The following is a 22651-nucleotide window of genomic DNA, read 5'->3' as shown; positions in this document are numbered from 1 at the left end:
TTTGGCGCAACAAAACTATACTACCAATGCCAGTTCAGTCTCATACGGTTCCGGGACCGCCTCCACATCAATCAGGTAATCCCCGAAGCGCTTCACATGGCTGGTCACGTACGGGCTGAGGAAAGCCACGTCCTCTCGCGTGATCTTCCACCCCTGCCGCATCAGAGACTTCATGATCCGGGTCTGTTCGACCACGTTGTAGAAGATGACGGCATTGGAGACCAGGTCGTTGTACTTGACGGCTTTCTCCTGCTCGACGGGGTCGTTGTCGGCAATCACCCCTTCCCCGCCGAAGAAGAAATACTTTGCGAAGCCGTTGTAGGCCTCCACCTTGTTGGTCGAGGTGGTGATCTGTTCGCGCAACTCGCGGTTGGAGATGTACTGCAGCAGGAACAAGGTGCGCACGGCTGAACCGAGCGCCTTGAAGGCCTGGTACAGCCGGTTCTTGCGGCTGTAGTTGCCCAGCTTGCGAAGCAACGTCGAGGCCGCGATCTTGCCGGTGTTGATCGAGAGCACGACCTGCATCAGGTCCTTCCAGTGGGTCTCGATCAGATCCCAGTCGACAGTGTCCCGGAACAGCGCGTCGATGTGTTCGTAGCGAATGTCCTCGTCGGGGCGGAAGAACTTGTATTCGCGCCAGTTGCGGATGCGCGGCATCAGCTGGATGCCCAGCAGATGCGAAAGGCCGAAGACCGGCAGCGACTGTCCCTGCGTGTCGGCGTGGACGGTGTCCGGCTGGATGTCGGAGGTGTTCTTCAGCAGGCCATCGATGATGTAGACCGCCTCCCAGACACCGCACGGAATGAAGTGGCTGAACAGCGCGACGTACGTATCGGACACGTGGTGGTAGGCGATGCCGCCGTAGCCGCCATAGCGGATGTGGTACGAGGCGAGAAGATTCTGGTCGTAGAGGTCGTATTTGGTGCCGTCGGCGGCCGCGCTCTTGCCATCGCCCCAGCATTTGGGGAGCTGCAGGCCGGCGTAGCTGTTGATGATGTCCCGACAGGCCGCCGCCAGTTTGTTGGCATCCACGTGCCGGCGGTTGACGAATGACAGCATGTGTGCCGAGACGGCGCCACGCAGGTGTCGGGCAGCCTGCGCCGGTCCGAGGTTGCAACCATAGGTGAAGGCAGTGAGGACGTAGCGCTCGGTCGGTTGCTCGATCTTGGCGTCCGAGCCGGACAGAGGACCGAAGTGCCGGGGCCAGCGCGTCCAGTGGGCCACATCGCACAGGATCTCGATGACGCTGCGTTCGCGCATGCGGTCTAGGACGGCGGTTTCTAGGGCGCGGGCCCCGTTGCTCATCTCCTTGGCCTTGCTGCGCTTGAGCACCGGGATGCCATCCTCGCCGATGACCACTTGGCCGTTCTCCAGATAGCCCTGATCGGTAAGCTCGACGACCTGCATCAGGCGCGATTGCAAGGCATTGACGAAGCCCACGGCCGTGGCCGGCAGCCCCACCTGCTTGCAGTAATCCTCCAACATAGGTTCGCACTGCTCCCACGGCAGCAACTGCTCGCGGTAGTCGGCGTAGGTTTCCGATCCGCGCACAGCCACGTCGCCCGATTTCAGTTCGTTGGCCAGCGATGAGAACACACAAACCTCGAACAGACGCCGGTGGATGCGCTCCCCGCCTCGTTCGGTGCGATGAACGATGGTCTTGCGCCAAAGCTGGGTGGTGAACGCCAAATCGACCGCTTCGTCCAACCAATTGCTGCGGGTTCGTTCCTGCGTCAGGATCAGCTCGATCGCGTCGATCAGCGAGCGGTCCTCCGTGGTCGAGGCCAAGTCCAGCATACGCACCATCCGCAGGATGGTGGCGCGATGACTTTTGTAGAATGGCCACAGCAGGGGCAAGTAGTTGTCGCCACTATGCGCCGCAATGGCGTTGCAGTCGGCCTGCAACATCTGCACGCCACCGTGGGCGTTGACCAGACGGCGGATTTCACGCCCCGCCTCGGTGTCGCCGCGATGATGGTCGAGGACGCGGACCACATCCGACATCGTCGCCACGATCGCTTCGGTCTTCTCGCGATAGCGCGCCCTCAGCCGCTCCAGTTCCTCTCGGCCCAGGTTGTGGATGTTCCCCATGCGTTTGATGAACATCTCCGCGAGATCGTCGCGCGTCCGGACCCGGGCCCGGTGGATCAAGCACACCAGTACGGCGTAGCGCTTGGCGGGCCGAAACTTGCGCAGCTCGGAAGCATCCAATGCCCGCGCCTCGGCGGCGAAGTGCTTGCGCTTGACCTCCGGGATGCCCGCCAGGTGCAACTCGCTGCCGACCAATTCGCCCAGTTCGGCGATATGGTCGATCAACTCCTGGAAATGCTGCAGCGAAGAGCGCTTGGGAAGGCGCTTGATCGCGTGCAACGGGCTCTTCTGACGCCCCTGTTCGACCTGCAGGAGGCCTTCCAGGCGCTGTTTTTCGTCGATGGTCAGCCGAGCCTCGATCTGGGCGAAATAGCGCCCGTTGACCAGCGTGCGGATGCGCCGGGTCAGGCGATCCAGTGTGGAGAACGCCGGCAGCTCGACGCGATCACGCACGAGCTGTTCGATGGCCACGTTGATCAGGTCCGCCGGGTTATCCATCACCGCAGCGGCTTCGTATACCGCGCGTGCCGCAATCTTCAGCCCGCCGTCGCTGTAGGCCCAGACCTGCAGGAATTGGCGGATCCGGCGGTAGTAGCGATAGCGCGAGGCGTTGGCAATACTCGCTGGCTTGACCTGCACGCGCAGTTTCAGCGCGCTGCGGATATGGCGCACCACCGCCGACGGGACTTCGTCCAATACGGGGAAATACCCCAGCCGTTGGAAGGTCTTGAGCAGGATCGTCAGCGTCAGGCGGTGCGCAGGCTGCCGGGTGTACTCGGCAACGAAGGCCGCCTCAGCGTCGGTTGGCGTGTAGGCCGCAACCAGTTCGCGGACGACCGGGTTGCGCTTGAATTGCGGGTATGCGGTCCGTTCGATCGACGCCATCCAGCCCCTCAGGTCGTTGCAGGCCTTGGCAGCGCGGGCGCTTCCGGCAGACTTGCTTCGATGCGCTGGCGCGCGAAGGGATCACCACCGTCGATGTAACGCATCGCCGAGTGCACGTCTCGCCAGCCGACGTACTCCATCAGAGCCTTGACGTCCCAGCCGTTGGCGTTGGCCCAGCCGGCGAAGCCGCGGCGCAGCGAGTGGCCGCTGTAGTGGTTGGGAGAGGTCAGCCCAGCCTCGCGGAAGATCCGCCGTAGCAGGCGCACCAGGCTGTTGGGGTGGAGCGGCGCGGCGGCAATCCCACCCCACTGGTTGACCGCGCGAAACAGTGGCCCCTCGTGGAGGGCGGCTGCCGCGACCCAGGCCATGGTGGCGGCAACCGGGCACCAGCGCGACAAGGCTGGCACTCTGTAGATCCGACCGGCGTGCTGGCGGTCGCCCTTGCTGTGCGGCAGGAAGCAGGTCATGCCTTCGCCGGCCACCAGCTCCAAATCCTGAACCTGGAGGCGAACCAGTTCGTCGCCGCGGAAGCCGCGCCAAAAGCCCAGCAGTACCAAGGCGCGATCGCGCAGGTGCCGGAGCCGACCGGCCGCATCGTCACGCGTGCCGGCCGCAGCTGCGGCGCCATCGAGCCAATCCACGACCTGACCCAACTGCGTGAGCTGCAGTGGCGTGGCGCGCTTTTCCTGACTTGGATGCACCGTTTGGATGCCCTTGAGCACCTTGCGTACGACGGGCGCCCGCGTGGGGTCGGCGAAACCGTGCGCCTGGTGCCACTGGGCCAGTGCCGCGAGCCGGTGCCTGAGTGTGTTGAGCGCGAGTTGTCCGGCGTAGGTGGCCAAGTAGCGCGCCACCTGCTCCGCGGTCGCCGGCAGATGACCACCCCAATCGACCTCGAAGTGACGGGTCGCCCCTGCATACGCGCGCTCGGTGTTGGCACGGGTTGCCGCTTCCAGATACTGCTTGACCGAGCTCACCGCGTCGCTCCGAAACGCCGTTTCGTACGGCCGCATGGCGACTGTAGCCGAAAATTCCGGGTAACGCGGGATAATTCAACATTATCCCGCGTGAACCCACGGCTCGCAGCTGGTTCGTCTAACGCGTTGAGTAGTACGTAATTACATGGTATGTAATTCGTTACGAAATACGCGGAGTGACGGATGGCAAGGTCCGGGTTGTACAAAAGCGACGTGCAACGTGCCCGCGATAGCCTGCGCGCAACGGGCAAGCATCCGTCCGTGGACGCGGTCCGGGTGGCGCTCGGCAACACGGGCTCCAAGACCACCATCCACCGCTATCTGAGGGAGTTGGAAGACGAGGACGGACGGCGCCCCGGCGCCAAGGTCGCCATTAGCGACGCGCTGCAGGATCTGGTCAGCCGCCTCGCCGAGCGCTTGCACGCCGAGGCTGAGACGTTGGTGGCGCAGGCCCAGGCGCGCTTCCAGGCGCAGCTTCAAGAGCGTACCCAAACGCTGGAGCAGGCCCGGCAAGAGGCTGACTCACTCAGGACGCAGCTGCAACGCTGCGAGACCGCCCTGCAGGCCGAACGCGAGGCGGGCGAGGCCGCCAGGAACGAGGTGGCCAGCCGCACCACCGAGCTGGCCCAACTGGAGGAGCGGATCTCCGGCCTGACCGTTCGCGTGGCCGAGCACGACGCCCATGCGAAATCGTTGGAACACAAGCACGAACACGCCAGGGAAGCTCTGGAGCACTACCGCGCCTCGGTCAAGGACCAGCGCGAGCAGGAACAGCGCCGGCATGAGCACCAGGTGCAGGAGCTGCAGGTCGCCCTACGGCAGGCCAACGAGGCCTTGACCGCCAAGAACCACGATCTGATGCAGCTCAACCGGGAAAACGGCCAGTGGCTGGAACGCCAGACCCGCCTGGAGCGGGAACTGACGCAGGCACGCCAGCGGGCCGACGCCCAGCAACGCGAGCGCGATTCGCTGCGCCTGGCGGCCGCCGAGCACCAAGCCCTGCAGGTGCGCTGGACCGGCGATGTCCAAGCGCTGGAAAGCGTGCGCACCGAGCTGGCTGCAGCGCTGACCGATCTGGTCGAGGAGCGCCAGCGCCGGGAACACGCCGAGGTGGAGACCTTGCGGGCCACGGTACGTCTGAGCACGCTGGAACAGCTCCTGGCGCAGCTGCGACCACCGCGCCTCGTTGACGAACACGAAAAGACCATCGCAGCCGGTGCAATGCCGGCAGGCTGATACCCAGCCATTTGGGGAATGCTCGGTCATCCTCAGCGCCAACGCCTTCGTCGTCGCAGCCACGACTTCGGTGAGGCGAAGCGAAGAGGAGCGCTCCCCGGCAAACTTGCTTCTAAAGTCACAGCAGGAGATCGACATGGGTCTATGCGCTTCAAAACCGAGCGTGGCAGGGTCACCTGCGCATTATACAACCCACATTACAGAGGGGGATCTAGGATCGCCCTCATCTCCCCGAATGTCACGCCCCCTTCCTCTCATCAACCACCAGCTTCAATGCAGGAGCATTCGATGGTTTAAGCGGGCGTCCGTCAAGATTGTCTCAGCATCGACTGGCGAGGCGAGGCGGAGATTATACGCTAAGGAAGGTCTGATCAACGCCCGCCGGCCGGCCATCATGCTCGAAACCCCGTTTTTTTGCGCTGTTTCTGACACGTTCCCGGAGACATCCCCGGCATGAATATCACTCCTACAAGCCATCCATGTATATTTGTATCTCATGATGAGCAAGATGCACATTTTCCAGGGGAAGTGGAGAGTTCTCTGAATAGGCTAAGAAGCGGACCAAGTGGCAATAATCTGCTCGATGAGTTAAGGAATTTTGAGTCAAGGAATAAGAGAGTAACTATAGAGAGAGACAATAGCGATGATCCTGGGGCACGCCCATGCCTCACAGAAAAGCAGCAGAAAAAGTATGGTCGAGACAGGGTAAATGATCCGAGCGTCACCAACACCCTCATTACAAAGTCACGCAATTTCCTTGGGATAAAGAAAAATGGAAAGGGCACAAGCGTAACCGTCAAATGGTCGCCAAACTTGGGTTTCAAAACGGATGAAGAAGGCATGGCGCAGCCTGATCATTCCAATCCCGAAAGTGCCTTTGTAATTCTTGGTCACGAGCTGATTCACGCAAAGCATATGATGCAGGGAACCCATAAAGGCCTGAGCGGGCATAAATATGCTGCAGGAACTCCTGCAGCCAAGGAAGAATGGCGAGCTATTGGTCTGGGCAAATATGAGGGGCGGGAAACGTCAGAATACTCAATATGCGATGAGCATGGCATTACGCGCCGCAGTGCCTATCCTGGATTCAATGACCCCTGAGTTTCGCGAATTTATCCTTAAGAGGGTCGGCAGGGATTGGTGTATAAAAACCTTTGCTGACAGCGAGTTAGCTCACTTTTGGCTGTTTTTTACACGAATCCCTGCTCCACCCTCATTTTTGGCTATTTCTTGCACGAATCACTCCTGGTCCTCAGGCTGATCGCGGCGTGGGGTAAGTAGTCATTGGTCGTAGGCGTGAGTTCCGTTGCTCCTGGGGACGTGGGCTACGTCCAGGCCAGAATGACTCACAGAATCCGCAGGGTGGGTAATAGACGGGTTGCAGCGTGCCGAACCTCGAAAGGGACAAGGTAGTGGATGAGCCGATGGAAGCGCCGTTTTATCTGGCAACTTCATGTTTTCACAAAATAAATCGGGTTCTGCGAGTCATTTTTACACGTATGTCGGCTGAACCCCACCTTGGCGTCATCAGGTGATCTACTTACCTACAACACCATTCACGCCATCCACCAGGGACACGACGATGACGCGATATTCCACGCGCCGACGCACCGCCAGCTGCGCCGCCGCGCTGTTGATCACCTCCACGCTGCTGCTCGGCGGCTGCAAGTCGGCCGCCGGCGATGCGCAGGCCAAGGCCAAGGAGGCCGAGAAGGCGCCCGATGCGGTACCGGTCGAGGTGGCCAAGGCCAGCCGGCGCGCAGTGGCGGCCAGTTACAGCGGCACTGCGGCGCTGGAGGCGCGCGCCGAATCGCAGGTGGTGGCCAAGACCTCCGGGGTGGCACTGGCGGTGCTGGCCGAGGAAGGCCAGCAGGTCCGTGCCGGGCAGCCGCTGGTGCGGCTGGACCCGGACCGCGCGCGGCTGGCGGTGACGCAGAGCGAGGCGCAGCTGCGCAAGCTGGAGAACAACTACCGGCGCTCGGAGCAGCTGGTCGGCCAGCAACTGGTCAGCGCCGCCGATGTCGACCAGATCAAGTACGACCTGGCCAACGTGCGCGCACAGCATCAGCTGGCGTCGCTGGAACTGTCCTACGCCACGGTGGTCGCGCCGATCTCCGGGGTGATCGCGTCGCGTTCGATCAAAACCGGCAACTTCGTGCAGATCAACACGCCGATCTTCCGCATCGTCGACGACTCGCGCCTGGAAGCCACGCTCAACGTGCCCGAGCGCGAGCTGGCCACGCTCAAGGCCGGGCAGCCGGTGACGCTGCTGGCCGATGCGCTGCCCGGCAAGCAGTACCAGGGCAAGGTCGATCGCATCGCGCCGGTGGTGGATTCGGGCAGCGGCACGTTCCGCGTGGTGTGCGCGTTCGAGGAGGGCGCCGAAGCCTTGCAGCCCGGCATGTTCGGGCGCATCCGCATCGACTACGACCAGCGCGCCGATGCGCTGGTGGTGCCGCGCCTGGCGCTGCTCGACGACGGCGAGCCGGCGGTGTTCCGGGTCGATGCCGGCAAGGTGACGCGGGTGCCGGTCAAGCTGGGTTACGCCGAAGGCCCGTGGGTGGAGATCCGCGACGGCCTGAAGCCCGGCGACCAGGTGGTCACCGCCGGCAAGGTCGCCTTGCGCGACGGCAGCCGTGTGCAGGTGATCGCGCCGCAGCGCGAGGTCGCCGCGGTCGGCGGCGGCGCCGCGGTCGGAGCGCACTGATGACCAGCGCCGGTTCCGATCACGGCAGCGATCCGCACGAACACTCACCCCCGGGCGTCCGCGGCGGCGGGCTGGTCGAATTCGCCACGCGCCGCCGCGTCACCATCGCGATGGCGACGGTGACATTGCTGCTGTTCGGCGTGATCGCGCTGAACAGCCTCAAGGTCAACCTGCTGCCCGACCTGAGCTATCCGATCCTGACCGTGCGCACCGAGTACACCGGCGCGGCGCCGGCGGAGATCGAGACACTGGTGACCGAGCCGGTCGAGGAAGCGGTCGGCGTGGTCAAGAACCTGCGCAAGCTCAAGTCGGTGTCGCGCACCGGGCAGAGCGACGTGGTGCTGGAGTTCGCCTGGGGCACCAACATGGACCAGGCCAGCCTGGAGGTGCGCGACAAGATGGAGGCGCTGGAGCTGCCGCTGGAAGCCAAGGCGCCGGTGCTGCTGCGTTTCAATCCCTCCACCGAGCCGATCATGCGCCTGGTGCTGGCGAGCAAGGCGACCCCGGCCAGCGACGCCGCTGCGGTGCGCGCGCTGACCCAGCTGCGCCGCTACGCCGACGAGGACCTGAAGAAGAAGCTGGAGCCGGTGGCCGGCGTGGCCGCGGTCAAGGTCGGCGGCGGATTGGAGGACTAGATCCAGGTCGATATCGACCAGCAGCGGCTGGCACAGCTGAGCCTGCCGATCGACAACGTCATCACCCGGCTCAAGGAAGAGAACATCAACATCTCCGGCGGGCGCCTGGAACAGGGCTCGCAGCGCTACCTGGTGCGCACGGTCAACCAGTTCGCCGACCTGGACGAGATCCGCAACCTGTTGCTGACCACCCAGGGCGCGGGCAGCAGCGCCGCCGACGCCGCGATGCAGCAGATGTACGCGATCGCCGCCTCGACCGGTTCGGAAGCGGCGCTGGCCGCGGCCTCCGCCGCGCAGAGCGCCTCGTCCAGTTCCACCACCACCATCGCCAACGGCATGCCGGTGCGGCTGAAGGACGTGGCCGAGGTGCGCCAGGGTTACAAGGAGCGCGAAGCGATCATCCGCCTGGGCGGCAAGGAAGCGGTGGAGCTGGCGATCTACAAGGAAGGCGACGCCAACACCGTGTCCACCGCCGCGGCGCTGCGCAAGCGCCTGGAGCAGCTGAAGACGCAGATCCCGCCGGACGTGGAACTGACCACGCTGGAAGACCAGTCGCGCTTCATCGAGCACGCCATCGGCGACGTCAAGAAGGACGCGGTGATCGGCGGCCTGCTGGCGATCCTGATCATCTTCCTGTTCCTGCGCGACGGTTGGAGCACGTTCGTGATCAGCCTGTCGTTGCCGGTGTCGATCGTGGCCACGTTCTTCTTCATGGGCCAGCTCGGTTTGAGCTTGAACGTGATGTCGCTGGGCGGCCTGGCGCTGGCGACCGGGCTGGTGGTGGACGATTCGATCGTGGTGCTGGAGAGCATCGCCAAGGCGCGCGAGCGCGGCCTGAGCATTCTCGATGCGGCGATCGCCGGCACCCGCGAGGTCAGCATGGCGGTGTTGGCCTCGACCCTGACCACGATCGCGGTGTTCCTGCCGCTGGTGTTCGTCGAGGGCGTGGCCGGGCAGCTGTTCCGCGACCAGGCCTTGACCGTGGCGATCGCCATCGCGATCTCGCTGGTGGTGTCGATGACCCTGATCCCGATGCTCAGTTCGCTGAAGGGACACCCGCCGCTGGCATTCCCGCCCGAACCGGAGCAGCCGCAGTGGCAGCCGCAGCGCGGCTGGCTGAAGCCGGTGGCATGGGGCCGGCGCGGTGCCGCGGCGGCGGTGCGCGGCGGTTTCTTCGGCGCGGCATGGCTGGTGGTGCGGTTGTGGCGCGGCGGCGTGGCGGTGATCGCGCCGGTGATGCGCAAGGCCAGCGACCTGGCGATGGCGCCGTATGCGCGCGCCGAACGCGGCTATCTGCGGCTGCTGCCGGGCGCCTTGGCGCGGCCATGGCTGGTGCTGGGCCTGGCCGCGCTGGCGTTCGCGGCGACGCTGGCGGTGGTGCCGATGCTCGGTGCCGACCTGATCCCGCAATTGGCACAGGACCGCTTCGAGATGACGGTGAAACTGCCGGCCGGCACGCCGTTGCGGCAGACCGATGCGCTGGTGCGCGAGTTGCAGGAAACCCACGGCAAGGACGCCGGCGTACAGGCGCTGTATGGCGTCAGCGGCAGCGGCACCCGGCTCGATGCCAGTCCCACCGAAAGCGGCGAGAACATCGGCAAGCTGACCATCGCCATGGCCGGCGGCGGCAGCGCGCAGTTCGAGGCGCAGCAGAGCGATCGCATGCGCGCGACGATGCGCCAGCATCCGGGCGCGCAGGTCGGTTTCAGCCGCCCGGAGCTGTTCAGTTTCTCCACGCCGCTGGAAATCGAGCTGCGCGGGCAGGACCTGGAGACCATCCAGCACGCCGGGCAGAAACTGACCGCGATGCTGCGCGGCAACGGCCACTACGCCGACGTGAAATCGACGGTGGAAGAAGGCTTCCCGGAAATCCAGATCCGTTTCGACCAGGAGCGTGCCGGTGCGCTGGGCCTGACCACGCGGCAGATCGCCGACGTGGTGGTGAAGAAGGTGCGCGGCGACGTCGCCACCCGCTACAGCTTCCACGACCGCAAGATCGACGTGCTGGTGCGCGCGCAGCAGAGCGATCGCGCCAGCGTCGACAGCATCCGCCGGCTGATCGTCAATCCCGGCAGCAGCAAGCCGGTGACGTTGGATGCGGTCGCCGACGTGGTCGCCACCACCGGTCCCAGCGAGATCCACCGCGCCGACCAGATCCGCGTGGCGATCGTGTCGGCCAACCTGCGCGGCATCGACCTGGGCGGCGCGGTGCGCGAGGTGCAGGACATGGTGGCGCGCGAACCGCTCGGCGCCGGCGTCGGCATGCACATCGGCGGGCAGGGCGAGGAACTGGCGCAGTCGGCCAAGTCGCTGTTGTTCGCGTTCGGCCTGGCGATCTTCCTGGTGTACCTGGTGATGGCCTCGCAGTTCGAATCGCTGCTGCATCCGTTCGTGATCCTGTTCACCATTCCGCTGGCGATGGTCGGCGCGGTGCTGGCGCTGCTGCTGACCGGCAAGCCGGTGTCGGTGGTGGTGTTCATCGGCCTGATCCTGCTGGTCGGGTTGGTGACCAAGAACGCGATCATGCTGATCGACAAGGTCAACCAGCTGCGCGAGGAAGGCGTGGCCAAGCGCGAGGCGCTGATCGAAGGCGCACGCTCGCGCTTGCGCCCGATCATCATGACCACGCTGTGCACGCTGTTCGGTTTCCTGCCGCTGGCGGTGGCGGCGGGCGAGGGCGCCGAAGTGCGCGCGCCGATGGCGATCACCGTGATCGGCGGCCTGCTGGTGTCCACGCTGCTCACGCTGGTGGTGATCCCGGTGGTCTACGACCGCCTGGACCGCCGTGCCGACAGCGACTACGCCGCGCGCGGCGAGCGTGCGCGGCGGCGCCTGCACGGTCTCGGCCGCGGCGCCGGCGATGGCGCGGGTGAGCCGGCATGAGCGTCGCCGAGTTCAGCATCCGCCGTCCGATCACCACCATCATGTGCTTCGTGTCGCTGGTGGTGGTCGGCCTGATCGCCGCGTTTCGGCTGCCGCTGGAGGCGCTGCCGGACATCTCCGCGCCGTTCCTGTTCGTGCAGTTGCCGTACAGCGGCTCGACCCCGGACGAGGTCGAGCGCAACCTGGTGCGGCCGACCGAGGAAGCGCTGGCGACGATGACCGGGATCAAGCGCATGCGCTCGACCGCCACCGCCGACGGCGCCAACGTGTTCATCGAGTTTTCGGATTGGGACCGCGACATCGCCATCGCCGCCTCCGACGCGCGCGAGCGCATCGATGCGATCCGCGCCGACCTGCCGGAAGACCTGCAGCGCTACCACGTGTTCAAGTGGTCCAGCAGCGACGAGCCGGTGCTGAAGGTGCGCCTGGCCGGCGCGGCCGACCTGACCGGTGCCTACGACATGCTAGACCGCGAGTTCAAGCGGCGCCTGGAACGCATCCCCGGCGTGGCCAAGGTGGAGGTGTCCGGCGCGCCGCCGAACGAAGTGGAGATCGCGATCGCGCCGGACCGGCTCGGCGCGCACAACCTCAGCCTCAATGATCTCAGCGAGCGCCTGGGCAAGCTCAATTTCTCGCTGTCGGCCGGGCAGATCGACGACCACGGCCAGCGCCGGCGGGTGCAGCCGGTCGGCGAGCTGCGCGACCTGCAGGAACTGCGCGACCTGGTCATCGACAACAAGGGCCTGCGCCTGGGCGACATCGCCGACATCCGGCTGAAGCCGACCCGGATGAACTACGGCCGGCGCCTGGACGGGCGCCCGGCGGTGGGCATGGACGTGTACAAGGAGCGCAGCGCCAACCTGGTCGAGGTGTCGCGCGCGGTATTGGCCGAGGTCGAACAGATCCGCAAGCAGCCGGCGCTCAGCGACGTGCAGGTCAAGGTCATCGACAACCAGGGCAAGGCGGTGACCTCGTCGCTGAGCGAACTGGCCGAGGCCGGCGCGGTCGGCCTGCTGCTGTCGGTGACGGTGTTGTTCTTCTTCCTGCGCCATTGGCCGTCGACGCTGATGGTGACCCTGGCGATCCCGATCTGCTTCACCATCACCCTGGGCTTCATGTATTTCGCCGGAGTGACCCTCAACATCCTGACCATGATGGGCCTGCTGCTGGCGGTGGGCATGCTGGTGGACAACGCGGTGGTGGTGGTGGAGAGCATCTACCAGGAACGCGAGCGCATGCCCGACCAGCCGCAATTGGCTTCGATCGTCGGCACCCGCAACGTCGCCATCGCGCTGTCGGCCGGCACCCTGTGCCATTGCATCGTGTTCGTGCCGAACCTGTTCGGCGAGACCAACAACATCAGCATCTTCATGGCGCAGATCGCAATCACCATCTCGGTGTCGCTGCTGGCCTCGTGGCTGGTGGCGGTGAGCCTGATCCCGATGCTGTCGGCGCGGATGCGCACGCCGGCGCTGGTCCGCTCCGAGCGCGGCCTGATCCCGCGCCTGCAGCGCCGCTACGCCGGCGCGCTGCGCTGGTCGCTGGCCCATCGTGGCTGGAGCGTCGCCGCGATCGCGCTGATCACCGCGCTCAGCGTGCTGCCGATGCTGCAGACCAAGAAGGACATGTTCGGCGGCGACGGCGGCGAGCAGATCTTCATCGGCTACCAGTGGAAGGGCTCGTACACGCGCGAGCAGCTGTCGGCGGAAGTGGCCAAGATCGAGCGCTTCATCGACGCGCGCCGCCAGCGCTACCACGTCACCCAGGTGTATTCGTGGTTCAGCGAGGTGGAAGGCAGCAGCACCACGCTGACCGTGGACCTGAAGCGGGTGCGCGACCTGCCGGCGCTGATCGAGCAAATCCGCAAGGAGCTGCCCCGCTCGGCGCTGGCCGACTACAACGTCGGCAGCAACGGCAACGGCCAGGGCGGCGGCGGCGCGCAGCGCGTGCAGGTGCAGCTGGTCGGCGATTCCACCCAGACCCTGCGCGCCATCGCCGACGACGTGGTGCCGCTGCTGGCGCGGCGCAAGGAACTGCGCGACGTGCGCGTGGATACCGGCGATCGCACCACCGAACTGGCGGTGCGCGTGGACCGCGAGCGCGCGTCGGCCTTCGGCTTCAACGCCGAGCAGGTCGCCAGCTTCGTCGGCCTGGCGCTGCGCTGCGCTGCGCTGCGCGAATTCCGCCGCGGCGACACCCAGGTGCGGGGATGGGTGCGCTTCGCCGGTGCCGAGGAGACCACGCCCGAGGACCTGGACAGCTTCAACGTGCGCACCAAGGACGGGCGCAGCGTGCCGCTGCTGAGCCTGGTCGAGGTGCAGACGCGGCCGGCGGCGACCCAGATCGGGCGCACCAACCGCCAGACCACGCTGACCATCACCGCCAACCTCGGGGTCAAGGTCACCCCGGCCGAGGCCAAGCAGGCGATGGAGGAGACGCTGAAAGGCGTCAGCTTCCCGGCCGGCTACCACTACAGCTTCGACAGCGCCGACGGCCAGGACGAGGACAAGGCCGGCCAGCAGATGCTGTTCAACCTGCTGATCGCGTTGCTGATGATCTACGTGGTGATGGCCGCCGTGTTCGAATCGCTGCTGTTCCCGGCGGCGATCATGAGCGGCGTGCTGTTCTCGATCTTCGGCGTGTTCTGGCTGTTCTGGATCACCGGCACCAACTTCGGGATCATGGCCTTCATCGGCATCCTGGTGCTGATGGGCGTGGTGGTGAACAACGGCATCGTGATGATCGAGCACATCAACAACCTGCGCCGGCGCGGCCTGGGCCGCACCGAGGCGCTGGTGGAAGGTTCGCGCGAGCGGCTGCGGCCGATCATGATGACCATGGGCACCGCGATCCTGGCGATGGTGCCGATTTCGCTGACCACCACGCAGATGTTCGGCGACGGCCCGGCCTACTACCCGATGGCGCGGGCGATCACCGGCGGCCTGGCGTTCTCCACCGTGGTCAGCCTGCTGTTCCTGCCGACCATCTACGCGATCCTCGACGACCTCAGCGGCGGCGTGGTGAAGCTGGTCCGCCGCGCCCGCGGCGGCCGCGGCGTGGCCGCGCCGGTGGTGTCCTGACGAATGGGGCGATGCCGCGCGCCGAAACGGCCGGCACGCACTAGTCGGATCCCAAATCGCGCCGAACCAACGTATGGAAGGGCTTCAGTGCCGACGGGGCATCGCCGCTAACGTCCGGTCGCGGCTGAAGCCCCTCCTACAGAATTGCGGCAGCGGGCAAGCGGGCGGGGCGCATGGCCCTGCCGCGGGACGCTCAACCGGCCAGCTTGCCGAAGATGCGGAATCCCGCCAGCCATACCCCGACCATGCTGCCGAGGTTGGTCAGCAGGAAGGTCAACACCACCCGCGAGACGCGGTTGCGGTACCAGCCGTGCACGCTCTGCGCGTCGTCGCGCAGCGCCAGGAAGTCGCCGTAGGCCGGCTTGCGCATGTGCACCTCGACCAGTGCGCTGAACGCACCGGCGGGCACACCGGGCCGGAACGGCTTCAGCGGCGCGGCGATGGCGCCGGCGACGATGCTCAGCGGATGGCCGCCGGCCAGCAGGCACCCCAGCCCGGCCAGGCCGCCGGTGAACAGCACCCACTGCAGCAGCAGGTCGGTCCCCAGCGCGAAACCGCCGCGCCAATAGCCCCAGGCCACGCCGCCCAGCACCAGCGCGGTCAGGGTCAGGGTGATCCACGGAATCTTCTTCTTGGTCGGCACCTCTTCCAGCGCCTTGCGCAACGCCGCCGGATCGTCCTGGTCGTTCTGCAGGTGCCTGGCCAAGCCGGCCAGGTGGCCGGCGCCGACCACAGCCAGCACCTCGCCGATGCCGTCGGCGCGCGCGGCGTCGAGGCCGTCCGGGGCGGCGATCGGGCTCTGGCTGGGGGCGGTCCGCTGCGCGCGTTCCTCGCGCAGGCGCGTGGCCATGTAGCGGTCGCGCTCGTCGATGATGGTGTCGTACAGCGCCGGGCTCTCGCTGGCGAAGTCGCCAAAGCTGGCCTCGAGCATGTCGCCCTGCTTGAGCTTCTCGATCTCCGCCGCGCCGACCTCGTCCGAGGCGAACAGGCCGCCGAGCAGGCCGCTGCCGAGTTTGAGCTTGCCGAAGAAACCGAGCCGGCTGGAGGCGCGCTTGAAGGTCAGCCCGACTTCGCGGTCGATCAGGTACACCGGCAATTGCCGTTCGCGCGCCAGCAGCACCGCGCGCTTGAGTTCGGCGCCAGGTTCGATGCCCAACTGCTCGGCCAGGCGCCGCTGGTAGGCGGCCAGCGCCAGGTTCGCCGCGAACAGCGCCACGCGGCCCTTGCGGATGACCTGCACCAGGTCGAGTTTGGTCAGCGCGTCGGGGTCGGTCAGCGCCTGCAATCGTTGCGGGTCCAGCTCGATGGCGACCGCATCGAAACGGCCGCTGTCGATCGCCCGCTCCACCGCGGCGACGCTGGCCAGCGAGACATGCGCGGTGCCGAGCAGGGTGTAGCGCACGCCATCGCGCTCGACGATGCGGTACGGCTGGCCGTCGAACAACGCGTCGTCGCCGGCCTGGGAAAGTTCGTTCATTCCATTACTCATCGGAGGGCGCCTCGTCGGCGCCGGGGACCAGCGGGCGTTGCATCTGTAGCGTGTCCAGCCAGCGCCCATGCTTGCGGCCGAGACCGCTGAACACGCCGACCGGCCTGAAGTCGAAGCGCTGGTGCAGGCGGATCGACGCCTGATTGGTCGACTCGCCGATCACCGCCACCATCTGCCGGAAGCCGCGCGCCTCGCAGGCCGCGATCAGCGCCTGCAGCAGTGCGGAACCGACACTGCGGCCGTGATGCCGGCTCCACGTAGACGCTGTTCTCCACGGTCCAGCGGTAAGCGGGACGGGTCCGATAGCTGCTTGCGTAGGCGTAGCCGGCCAGGCGTGCGTCGGCGGCATGCGCGACCAGGTAGGGATAGCCGCATGCGATCACGTCCCGCATGCGCCGCCGCATCTGGGCCCGGTCCGGCGCATCGTATTCGTAGGTATTGACGTGGCTGCGAACCTGGTCGGCGTACAGCGCAGTGATCGCGGGGATATCGGCCGCCTCAGCGGCGCGCAGCTGTAGGTCGTCCAAGGCGGTGGCGGCTCAGTCGATGTAGCGCTTCAGCAGATCGCCATAGGCGTCGATGCGGCGGTCGCGCAGGAACGGCCAGATCCGCCGTACGTGCTCGCTGCGTTGCAGGTCCACGTCGCACACCAGCACGGTCGGTTCGGCACCGGCTTCGGCGATGAACTCGCCCTGCGGGCCCAGCACGTGGCTGTTGCCCCAGAACTGGATGCCCGCCGCGCCGGTCACGCCATCGGCGGCCAGCGGCGAGGGTTCGTGGCCGACCCGGTTGCAGCTGAGCACCGGCACGCCGTTGGCGACGGCATGGCCGCGATGGCTGAGGATCCAGGCATCACGCTGGCGCTCCTGCTCGGCCTGGGTATCGCTGGGATCCCAGCCGATCGCGGTCGGGTACAGCAGCAGTTCGGCGCCGGCCAGCGCCATCAGCCGCGCCGCTTCCGGATACCACTGGTCCCAGCACACCAGCACGCCCAGGCGGCCGACCGAGGTCTGGATCGGGGTGAAGCCGAGGTCGCCGGGGGTGAAATAGAACTTCTCGTAGAAGCCCGGATCGTCCGGGATATGCATCTTGCGGTACTTGCCCAGCAGGCTGCCGTCCTGTTCGAACACCACCGCGGTATTGTGGTACAGGCCGGCGGCGCGGCGCTCGAACAGCGAGCCGACCAGGAGCACGCCATGGCGCCTGGCCAACGCGCCAAGGCGTTCGGTGCTGGGACCGGGAATCGGCTCGGCCAGGTCGAATTCGTCCACCGACTCGTGCTGGCAGAAATACGCGCCGTTATGCAGTTCCTGCAGCAGCACCAGTTGCGCACCCTGCGCCGCCGCCTCGGCCACGCGCGATTCGATCGCCGCCAGGTTCGCCGCGGCATCGCCATGGTTGCGTTCCTGGATCAGCGCGACGGAAAGAGTGTTTCGGCTCATTGCGGAAGGATGGTCGGTGAAAGCGCGCATGGTAGCGCGGATGCTGGCGCGGCAGCTTCGCGGCAGATGAATGCCGCGCCTTGGTTCGGGTGCATCGGAGCGCAGGCGCGAGCGTCCGGCGGCGTCGGCGTCGGGTCCGGCACCTGTCCCGGTGCTGCGGAAGAAACGCCACGCCGGCGCTTCGCCGCCAGCGCTGCATCGGCATGGAGACCATCCTGCCGCAGTCCGCATGGCCGTTCCTGCAACGCCGCTGCGAGCGCACGATCCGGCGAAGGTATGCCCTCGCTCCGGATCCGCGTTTGCCGGCACACGCGGCTCAGGCCGCCAGCGCGCCCTCGGGCAACTGCATGGTGATGCAGTGCAGGCTGCCGTTCTGCCAGATCAGCGCGCGGCACGGAATCGGCACGATCTCATGCCGCGGGAACGCCTGCACCATCACCGCCTGCGCCTGCGCATCGGCGGCATCGCCATAGGCCGGCAGCAGCACCGCGCCGTTGACGATCAGGAAGTTGGCGTAGGAGGCGGCCAGGCGCCGGCCCTGGTCGATCACCGGTTGCGCCCACGGCAGCGGGAACAGCCGGTAGGGGCGGCCGTCGGCGGTGCGTAGCGTGGCCAGTTCGGCAGCCATCGCCTGCAGCTCGGCGTAGTGCGAATCGCTGGCGTCGTCGCAGGCCTGGTAGACGATCGCGTCCTCGCTGGCGAAGCGGGCGAGGGTATCGATGTGCGCGTCGGTGTCGTCGCCTTCCAGGTAGCCGTGGTCCAGCCACAGCACACGCCGCTGCGCCAGCCAGCCAGCCAGGTCGCGGCCCAGCGATTCGCGGGAGCGCTGCGGGTGGCGTTCGTGCAGGCACCGCCAGGTGGTCAGCAGGGTGCCGGCGCCGTCGCTGTCGATCGCGCCGCCTTCCAGCGCGAAATCGATGCTGTGCACCGTGCTGTCGGCGAACAGCCCCTGCGCCGCCAGCACGCCCACCAGCTGATCGTCGCGGCTGGCCTGGAACTTGCCGCCCCAGCCGGTGAAGCGGAAGTCCAGCAACTGGAAACCGCCGCCGGCCCGGGCCAGGCTGATCGGGCCGGAATCGCGCAGCCAGGTGTCGTCGTACGCGGCTTCCACGAACTGCGCGCGCCGCATGTCCACTCGCGCCGAGCGCAGCCGCGCCTCGGCATAGATCTGCAGGTCGGCATCGGCCACGCAGATCAGCACGCGCTGGTAGCGCGTGATCGCCGCGACCAGCGCGATGTAGGTTTCCTCCACCTCGGCCAGTCGCTCGGCCCAGTCGGTGCCGGCGTGCGGCCAGGCGATCAGGATGGCGGACTGGGGTTCCCATTCCGCGGGAAGGCGAAGGCGATCGGTCATTGCAACCACATATTCAGGTCATGCACGAGCCGAAGCCCGGCTTTTCATTTGATCCCCGCACAGGGATGTGCGGGCTCTTGCGAAGGATTCGCATAAGACGGGCTCTTTCGCGGGATTCGCGCTAACGGATCGCAGGCTTGGGACCCACTTCGTCGGCATCGGCCTTGTTGGCGACCACGTCCACCACCTTGTGCTTCTCGAAGTACACGGTGAAGGCCGGATACACCCAGCGATTGATGGTCGGCCATTGCCGTTTCTGTCCGCCGCGTGGTTCCAGCTTCTGCTGCGGGGCGCCATAGCGCGACTCGACCTGGCCCATGCTCAGCCCGCGCGCCGGCATCGCCGCCCCGCGTTCCTGCTCGATCCGCTCGACCAGCAGCGTCTCGGCGGCGGCGGCGCCGGCCAGGCCCAGGACGGCCAGCAGCGGCAATGTGGAAAGACGATGCTTCATCACGGTGTGCTCCCCAGAGGACGAACGGCGATTACAGCAAACTTCGGCAACAAAAAACCGCCCGGAGGCGGCCTTTGTCGATGGCCCGCAACCGTGCGCACGGTGCCGCGGGGCGGGCCGTCGCCGGATCAGCGCTGGCGCGCCTTGAAACGCGGGTTCGACTTGCAGATCACGAAGACCTTGCCGCGGCGGCGGACCACCTTGCAGTCGCGGTGACGGGCCTTCGCCGACTTCAGGGAGGACAGGACTTTCATGGCATACCTCGGCGTAAACTTGTGGATTCGAAAGGAGGGCGGCGAGGCCAGGGCCACGTCGCTGGATCGGTAAGCCGGCAATTGTAGCCTGTTTTTCTTCATGGTTTCAAGTGCTTGCGCCGGCGCGGCCGCTGCCGGGGCTACAATGCGCCGCCCTCGTCCAAGGAACCGCATGAACGACCACGCTCCCGTCCTGACCATCGATGGCCCGTCCGGGGCCGGCAAAGGCACCGTCAGCCGCATCGTGGCCGGCATGCTGGGCTGGCACTACCTGGATTCGGGCGCGCTGTACCGCGCGGTCGGCGTGGCCGCCAGCTGGGCCAACCTGGACATCTCCGACGCCGCGGCGCTGGTGCGCTGCACCTTCGACACCCGGGTGAGCTTCGAGGACGCGGCCGGCGGCGGCCTGCGGGTCAGGATCAACGACGCCGACGCCACCGACGAGCTGCGGCTGGAAACGACCGGCGCGGTGGCCTCGGCGATCGCCGCGATCCCGGAGGTGCGCTCGGCGCTAAAGCAGCGCCAGCGCGCGTTCCGGCGCCCGCCGGGGCTGGTCGCCGACGGCCGCGACATGGGGACTGTAATTTTCCCGGAAGCCCCATACAAGGTGTTCCTGACCGCCAGCGCCGAGGAGCGCGCCATGCGCCGGCATAACCAGTTGAAAGGAAAAGGGGTTTCCGTTATATTCGGAGACTTGCTGCGCGAGATCATGGCCCGCGACGCACGCGATGCACAACGTTCGGTGGCGCCGCTGAGGCCGGCAGACGATGCCGTCCTCCTCGACACTACCGGCATGGACATCGATCACGTGGTCGGCCGCGTCCTGGAGTTGCTGCCCGCCTGAGGGTCGCCGGGAGCGGGCAGCAGCATGGCGCCCGTTGGGTGCCATGGCGAGGCGAGTTGCATCGCAGTGCGCTTCACCGTAGTCCGCAATGCCGTTCCAAGGCTCCGCCGCGCAATGTCGCGCTGCGGTTTTCCCATTTCACACCCGGCCGCGGTTCGGGCCGACTAACCAGGTGGGCAGTTCGCCGTTTCCAGAAGAAACGCACTGCCCGTGTGTCCACTAGAGTAATTTCAAATGACTGAATCTTTTGCCGAACTGTTCGAAGCCAGCCAAGCCAATCTGGCGAAGCTGAAGCCGGGCTCCATCGTCACCGGCACCGTGGTCGAGGTGCGTGGCGATGTCGTCGTCATCAACGCCGGCCTGAAGTCCGAAGGCATCGTGCCGATCGAACAGTTCCGTAACGACGCTGGCGAGATCGACGTCGCCGAAGGCGACCTGGTCAAGGTCGCCCTCGACTCGCTCGAGAACGGCTTCGGCGAAACCGTGTTGTCGCGCGAGAAGGCCAAGCGCGCGATGGTGTGGGACGAGTTGGAAGAAGCGTTGGAGAAGAACGAGACCATCACCGGCCGCATCAGCGGCAAGGTCAAGGGTGGTTTCACCGTGGACATCAAGGATGTCCGTGCGTTCCTGCCCGGGTCGCTGGTCGATGTGCGCCCGGTGCGCGACCCGGCCTACCTGGAAGGCAAGGAACTGGAGTTCAAGCTCATCAAGCTGGACCGCAAGCGCAACAACGTGGTGGTCTCGCGCCGTGCGGTGGTCGAGAGCGAGCACTCGGAAGAGCGCGAGCAGCTGATGGACAAGCTGCAGGAAGGCGCGATCCTGAAGGGCGTGGTCAAGAACCTGACCGACTATGGTGCGTTCGTGGACCTGGGCGGCATCGACGGCCTGCTGCACATCACCGACATGGCCTGGAAGCGCGTGCGCCATCCGTCCGAGGTGGTGAACGTCGGCGACGAGCTGGACGTGCGCGTGCTGAAGTTCGACCGCGAGCGCAACCGCGTCAGCCTCGGCCTGAAGCAGCTGGGCGAGGATCCGTGGGACAACATCGCGCGCCGCTACCCGGCCAACAGCCGCGTGTTCGGCAAGGTCTCCAACGTCACCGATTACGGCGCGTTCGTCGAGATCGAGCCGGGCGTGGAAGGCCTGGTGCACGTGTCGGAGATGGATTGGACCAACAAGAACGTCAATCCGTCCAAGGTCGTGCAGGTCGGCGACGAGGTCGAGGTCATGGTCCTGGACGTGGACGAGGAGCGTCGCCGCATCTCGCTGGGCATGAAGCAGGTCGCCGCCAATCCGTGGGAAACCTTCGCCGCCACCCACAAGAAGAACGACAAGGTGTCCGGCCAGATCAAGTCGATCACCGACTTCGGCATCTTCATCGGCCTGGACGGCGGCATCGACGGCCTGGTGCACCTGTCGGACATCAGCTGGAACACCACCGGCGAAGACATCGTGCGCAACTTCAAGAAGGGCGACACGCTGGAAGCGGTGGTGCTGGCGGTGGATCCGGAGCGCGAGCGCATCAGCCTGGGCGTCAAGCAGCTGGAGCAGGATCCGTTCGGCCAGTACATGGCGGCCAACCCGAAGGGCTCGAAGGTCGAGGGCGTGGTGCGCGAAGTGGATGCCAAAGGCGCCACCATCGACCTGGCCGACGGCATCGAGGGCTACGTCGCCGCGCGCGACATCGCCAACGAGCGCGTCGACGACGCGACCCAGCACCTGAAGGTCGGCGACAAGATCGAAGCCAAGTTCGTGGGCATGGACCGCAAGGGCCGCACCCTGCAGCTGTCGATCAAGGCCAAGGACGATGCCGAAATGCGCGAAGTGCTGGAGGAATACCAGTCCGCGTCGGGCGGCACCACCCAGCTGGGCGCGTTGCTGCGTGCGCAGTTGAACGGCAACAAGTCCGAGTAATCCGCCACACGCAGCGTTACTGGCACGGCCCGGTCGATCCGGGCCGTGCCGGGTTGCGACCCCACCGCACGAATCCGAATGACCAAGTCCGAACTGATCGAAATCCTGGCGCGCAAGCAGGCGCATCTGAAGGCGGACGACGTCGATCTGGCGGTGAAATCGCTGTTGGAGATGATGGGCGGCGCGCTGTCCGGCGGCGACCGCATCGAGATCCGCGGTTTCGGCAGTTTTTCCCTGCATTACCGGCCGCCGCGCCTGGGACGCAATCCCAAGACCGGCCAATCCGTCGCGCTTCCCGGCAAGCACGTGCCGCATTTCAAGCCAGGCAAGGAATTGCGCGAACGCGTCAGTGGCGTGGTTCCGGTCGAGTCCGATACGCCCTGAGCCGCGGTCCCGGATTTTCCGGAAT

General features: G+C 66.2%; 13 protein-coding genes and 3 pseudogenes. 8 read left to right on the top strand and 8 right to left on the bottom strand.

Annotated elements, in window-relative coordinates; all coding sequences use genetic code 11:
- Positions 1-15 precede the first annotated feature (15 nt).
- Both G4Q83_RS08290 and G4Q83_RS08285 read right to left on the bottom strand, forming a co-directional pair.
- Entirely contained in the window at positions 16-2976 is a 2961-nt protein-coding gene (locus tag G4Q83_RS08290) for a Tn3 family transposase (RefSeq protein WP_128421782.1), read from the bottom strand.
- 20 nt (positions 2977-2996) lie between these two features.
- Positions 2997-3953, bottom strand: a pseudogene (locus G4Q83_RS08285) (site-specific integrase); the annotation flags it as partial.
- A 183-nt stretch (positions 3954-4136) separates the two neighbouring features.
- Between G4Q83_RS08285 and G4Q83_RS08280 the strand changes: the two are divergent.
- The 5 genes and pseudogenes from G4Q83_RS08280 (at position 4137) to G4Q83_RS08260 (ending at position 14494) form a co-directional block, all read left to right on the top strand.
- Complete coding sequence (locus G4Q83_RS08280; protein ID WP_128421783.1) at positions 4137-5189, top strand: DNA-binding protein; 1053 nt, start codon at positions 4137-4139, stop codon at positions 5187-5189.
- Positions 5190-5642: 453 nt separating this feature from the next.
- Entirely contained in the window at positions 5643-6290 is a 648-nt protein-coding gene (xopG, locus tag G4Q83_RS08275; RefSeq protein WP_128421785.1) for a XopG/HopH/AvrPtoH family type III secretion system effector, read from the top strand.
- Positions 6291-6771: 481 nt separating this feature from the next.
- Complete coding sequence (locus G4Q83_RS08270) at positions 6772-7896, top strand: efflux RND transporter periplasmic adaptor subunit (RefSeq protein WP_128420011.1); 1125 nt, start codon at positions 6772-6774, stop codon at positions 7894-7896.
- A pseudogene (locus tag G4Q83_RS08265) lies at positions 7896-11414 on the top strand (efflux RND transporter permease subunit). Before G4Q83_RS08270 ends, G4Q83_RS08265 begins: the two are co-directional and overlap by 1 nt.
- A complete protein-coding gene (locus tag G4Q83_RS08260; protein ID WP_128420012.1) occupies positions 11411-14494 on the top strand; it encodes an efflux RND transporter permease subunit in 3084 nt (1027 codons plus the stop codon). The pseudogene G4Q83_RS08265 and the gene G4Q83_RS08260 overlap by 4 nt, the downstream one beginning before the upstream one ends.
- 193 nt (positions 14495-14687) lie before the next feature.
- Here G4Q83_RS08260 and G4Q83_RS08255 read toward each other — a convergent pair whose 3' ends face one another.
- From G4Q83_RS08255 to ykgO, 6 genes and pseudogenes are all read right to left on the bottom strand, one after another.
- Entirely contained in the window at positions 14688-15983 is a 1296-nt protein-coding gene (locus G4Q83_RS08255; protein ID WP_128420013.1) for a TraB/GumN family protein, read from the bottom strand.
- A pseudogene (locus tag G4Q83_RS08250) lies at positions 15976-16510 on the bottom strand (GNAT family N-acetyltransferase). Before G4Q83_RS08250 ends, G4Q83_RS08255 begins: the two are co-directional and overlap by 8 nt.
- A 12-nt stretch (positions 16511-16522) precedes the next feature.
- Positions 16523-17425 (bottom strand): carbon-nitrogen hydrolase, encoded by a 903-nt coding sequence (locus G4Q83_RS08245; RefSeq protein WP_128420014.1) that lies wholly within the window; start codon positions 17423-17425, stop codon positions 16523-16525.
- A 316-nt stretch (positions 17426-17741) separates the two neighbouring features.
- The gene (locus G4Q83_RS08240; RefSeq protein WP_128420015.1) at positions 17742-18779 is read right to left on the bottom strand and encodes an agmatine deiminase family protein; all 1038 of its coding nucleotides are present in this window, start codon (positions 18777-18779) and stop codon (positions 17742-17744) included.
- A gap of 121 nt (positions 18780-18900) precedes the next feature.
- Positions 18901-19230 (bottom strand): hypothetical protein, encoded by a 330-nt coding sequence (locus G4Q83_RS08235; protein ID WP_128420016.1) that lies wholly within the window; start codon positions 19228-19230, stop codon positions 18901-18903.
- A gap of 128 nt (positions 19231-19358) precedes the next feature.
- Complete coding sequence (ykgO, locus tag G4Q83_RS08230; RefSeq protein ID WP_010342887.1) at positions 19359-19484, bottom strand: type B 50S ribosomal protein L36; 126 nt, start codon at positions 19482-19484, stop codon at positions 19359-19361.
- A gap of 172 nt (positions 19485-19656) precedes the next feature.
- Between ykgO and cmk the strand changes: the two genes are divergently transcribed.
- The 3 genes from cmk to G4Q83_RS08215 all read left to right on the top strand — a co-directional run bounded on the left by cmk (position 19657) and on the right by G4Q83_RS08215 (position 22626).
- A complete protein-coding gene (gene cmk, locus G4Q83_RS08225; protein ID WP_128420017.1) occupies positions 19657-20328 on the top strand; it encodes a (d)CMP kinase in 672 nt (223 codons plus the stop codon).
- A 234-nt stretch (positions 20329-20562) separates the two neighbouring features.
- On the top strand, positions 20563-22242 hold the full coding sequence (gene rpsA, locus G4Q83_RS08220) for a 30S ribosomal protein S1 (protein WP_128420018.1): 1680 nt from the start codon (positions 20563-20565) through the stop codon (positions 22240-22242).
- Between the two features lie 78 nt (positions 22243-22320).
- Positions 22321-22626: an integration host factor subunit beta gene (locus G4Q83_RS08215; RefSeq protein WP_128420019.1), complete on the top strand. Its 306-nt coding sequence runs from the start codon at positions 22321-22323 to the stop codon at positions 22624-22626.
- Positions 22627-22651: the final 25 nt, after the last annotated feature.

Origin of the sequence: Xanthomonas theicola, assembly GCF_014236795.1 — a bacterium.
Classification (GTDB): domain Bacteria; phylum Pseudomonadota; class Gammaproteobacteria; order Xanthomonadales; family Xanthomonadaceae; genus Xanthomonas_A; species Xanthomonas_A theicola.
The sequence above is the reverse complement of the archived record's forward strand: the minus strand, read 5'-3'. Positions and strand labels throughout refer to the sequence as shown.

Bases quoted from the DNA above. Each gene is read 5' to 3' on its own strand.
- G4Q83_RS08255 (WP_128420013.1), bottom strand. From the start codon at position 15,983: ATGAGTAATGGAATGAACGAACTTTCCCAGGCCGGCGACGACGCGTTG.
- xopG (WP_128421785.1), top strand. From the start codon at position 5,643: ATGAATATCACTCCTACAAGCCATCCATGTATATTTGTATCTCATGAT.
- G4Q83_RS08245 (WP_128420014.1), bottom strand. From the start codon at position 17,425: ATGAGCCGAAACACTCTTTCCGTCGCGCTGATCCAGGAACGCAACCAT.
- ykgO (WP_010342887.1), bottom strand. From the start codon at position 19,484: ATGAAAGTCCTGTCCTCCCTGAAGTCGGCGAAGGCCCGTCACCGCGAC.
- G4Q83_RS08240 (WP_128420015.1), bottom strand. From the start codon at position 18,779: ATGACCGATCGCCTTCGCCTTCCCGCGGAATGGGAACCCCAGTCCGCC.
- G4Q83_RS08290 (WP_128421782.1), bottom strand. From the start codon at position 2,976: ATGGCGTCGATCGAACGGACCGCATACCCGCAATTCAAGCGCAACCCG.
- G4Q83_RS08280 (WP_128421783.1), top strand. From the start codon at position 4,137: ATGGCAAGGTCCGGGTTGTACAAAAGCGACGTGCAACGTGCCCGCGAT.
- G4Q83_RS08260 (WP_128420012.1), top strand. From the start codon at position 11,411: ATGAGCGTCGCCGAGTTCAGCATCCGCCGTCCGATCACCACCATCATG.
- G4Q83_RS08235 (WP_128420016.1), bottom strand. From the start codon at position 19,230: ATGAAGCATCGTCTTTCCACATTGCCGCTGCTGGCCGTCCTGGGCCTG.
- G4Q83_RS08215 (WP_128420019.1), top strand. From the start codon at position 22,321: ATGACCAAGTCCGAACTGATCGAAATCCTGGCGCGCAAGCAGGCGCAT.
- cmk (WP_128420017.1), top strand. From the start codon at position 19,657: ATGAACGACCACGCTCCCGTCCTGACCATCGATGGCCCGTCCGGGGCC.
- rpsA (WP_128420018.1), top strand. From the start codon at position 20,563: ATGACTGAATCTTTTGCCGAACTGTTCGAAGCCAGCCAAGCCAATCTG.
- G4Q83_RS08270 (WP_128420011.1), top strand. From the start codon at position 6,772: ATGACGCGATATTCCACGCGCCGACGCACCGCCAGCTGCGCCGCCGCG.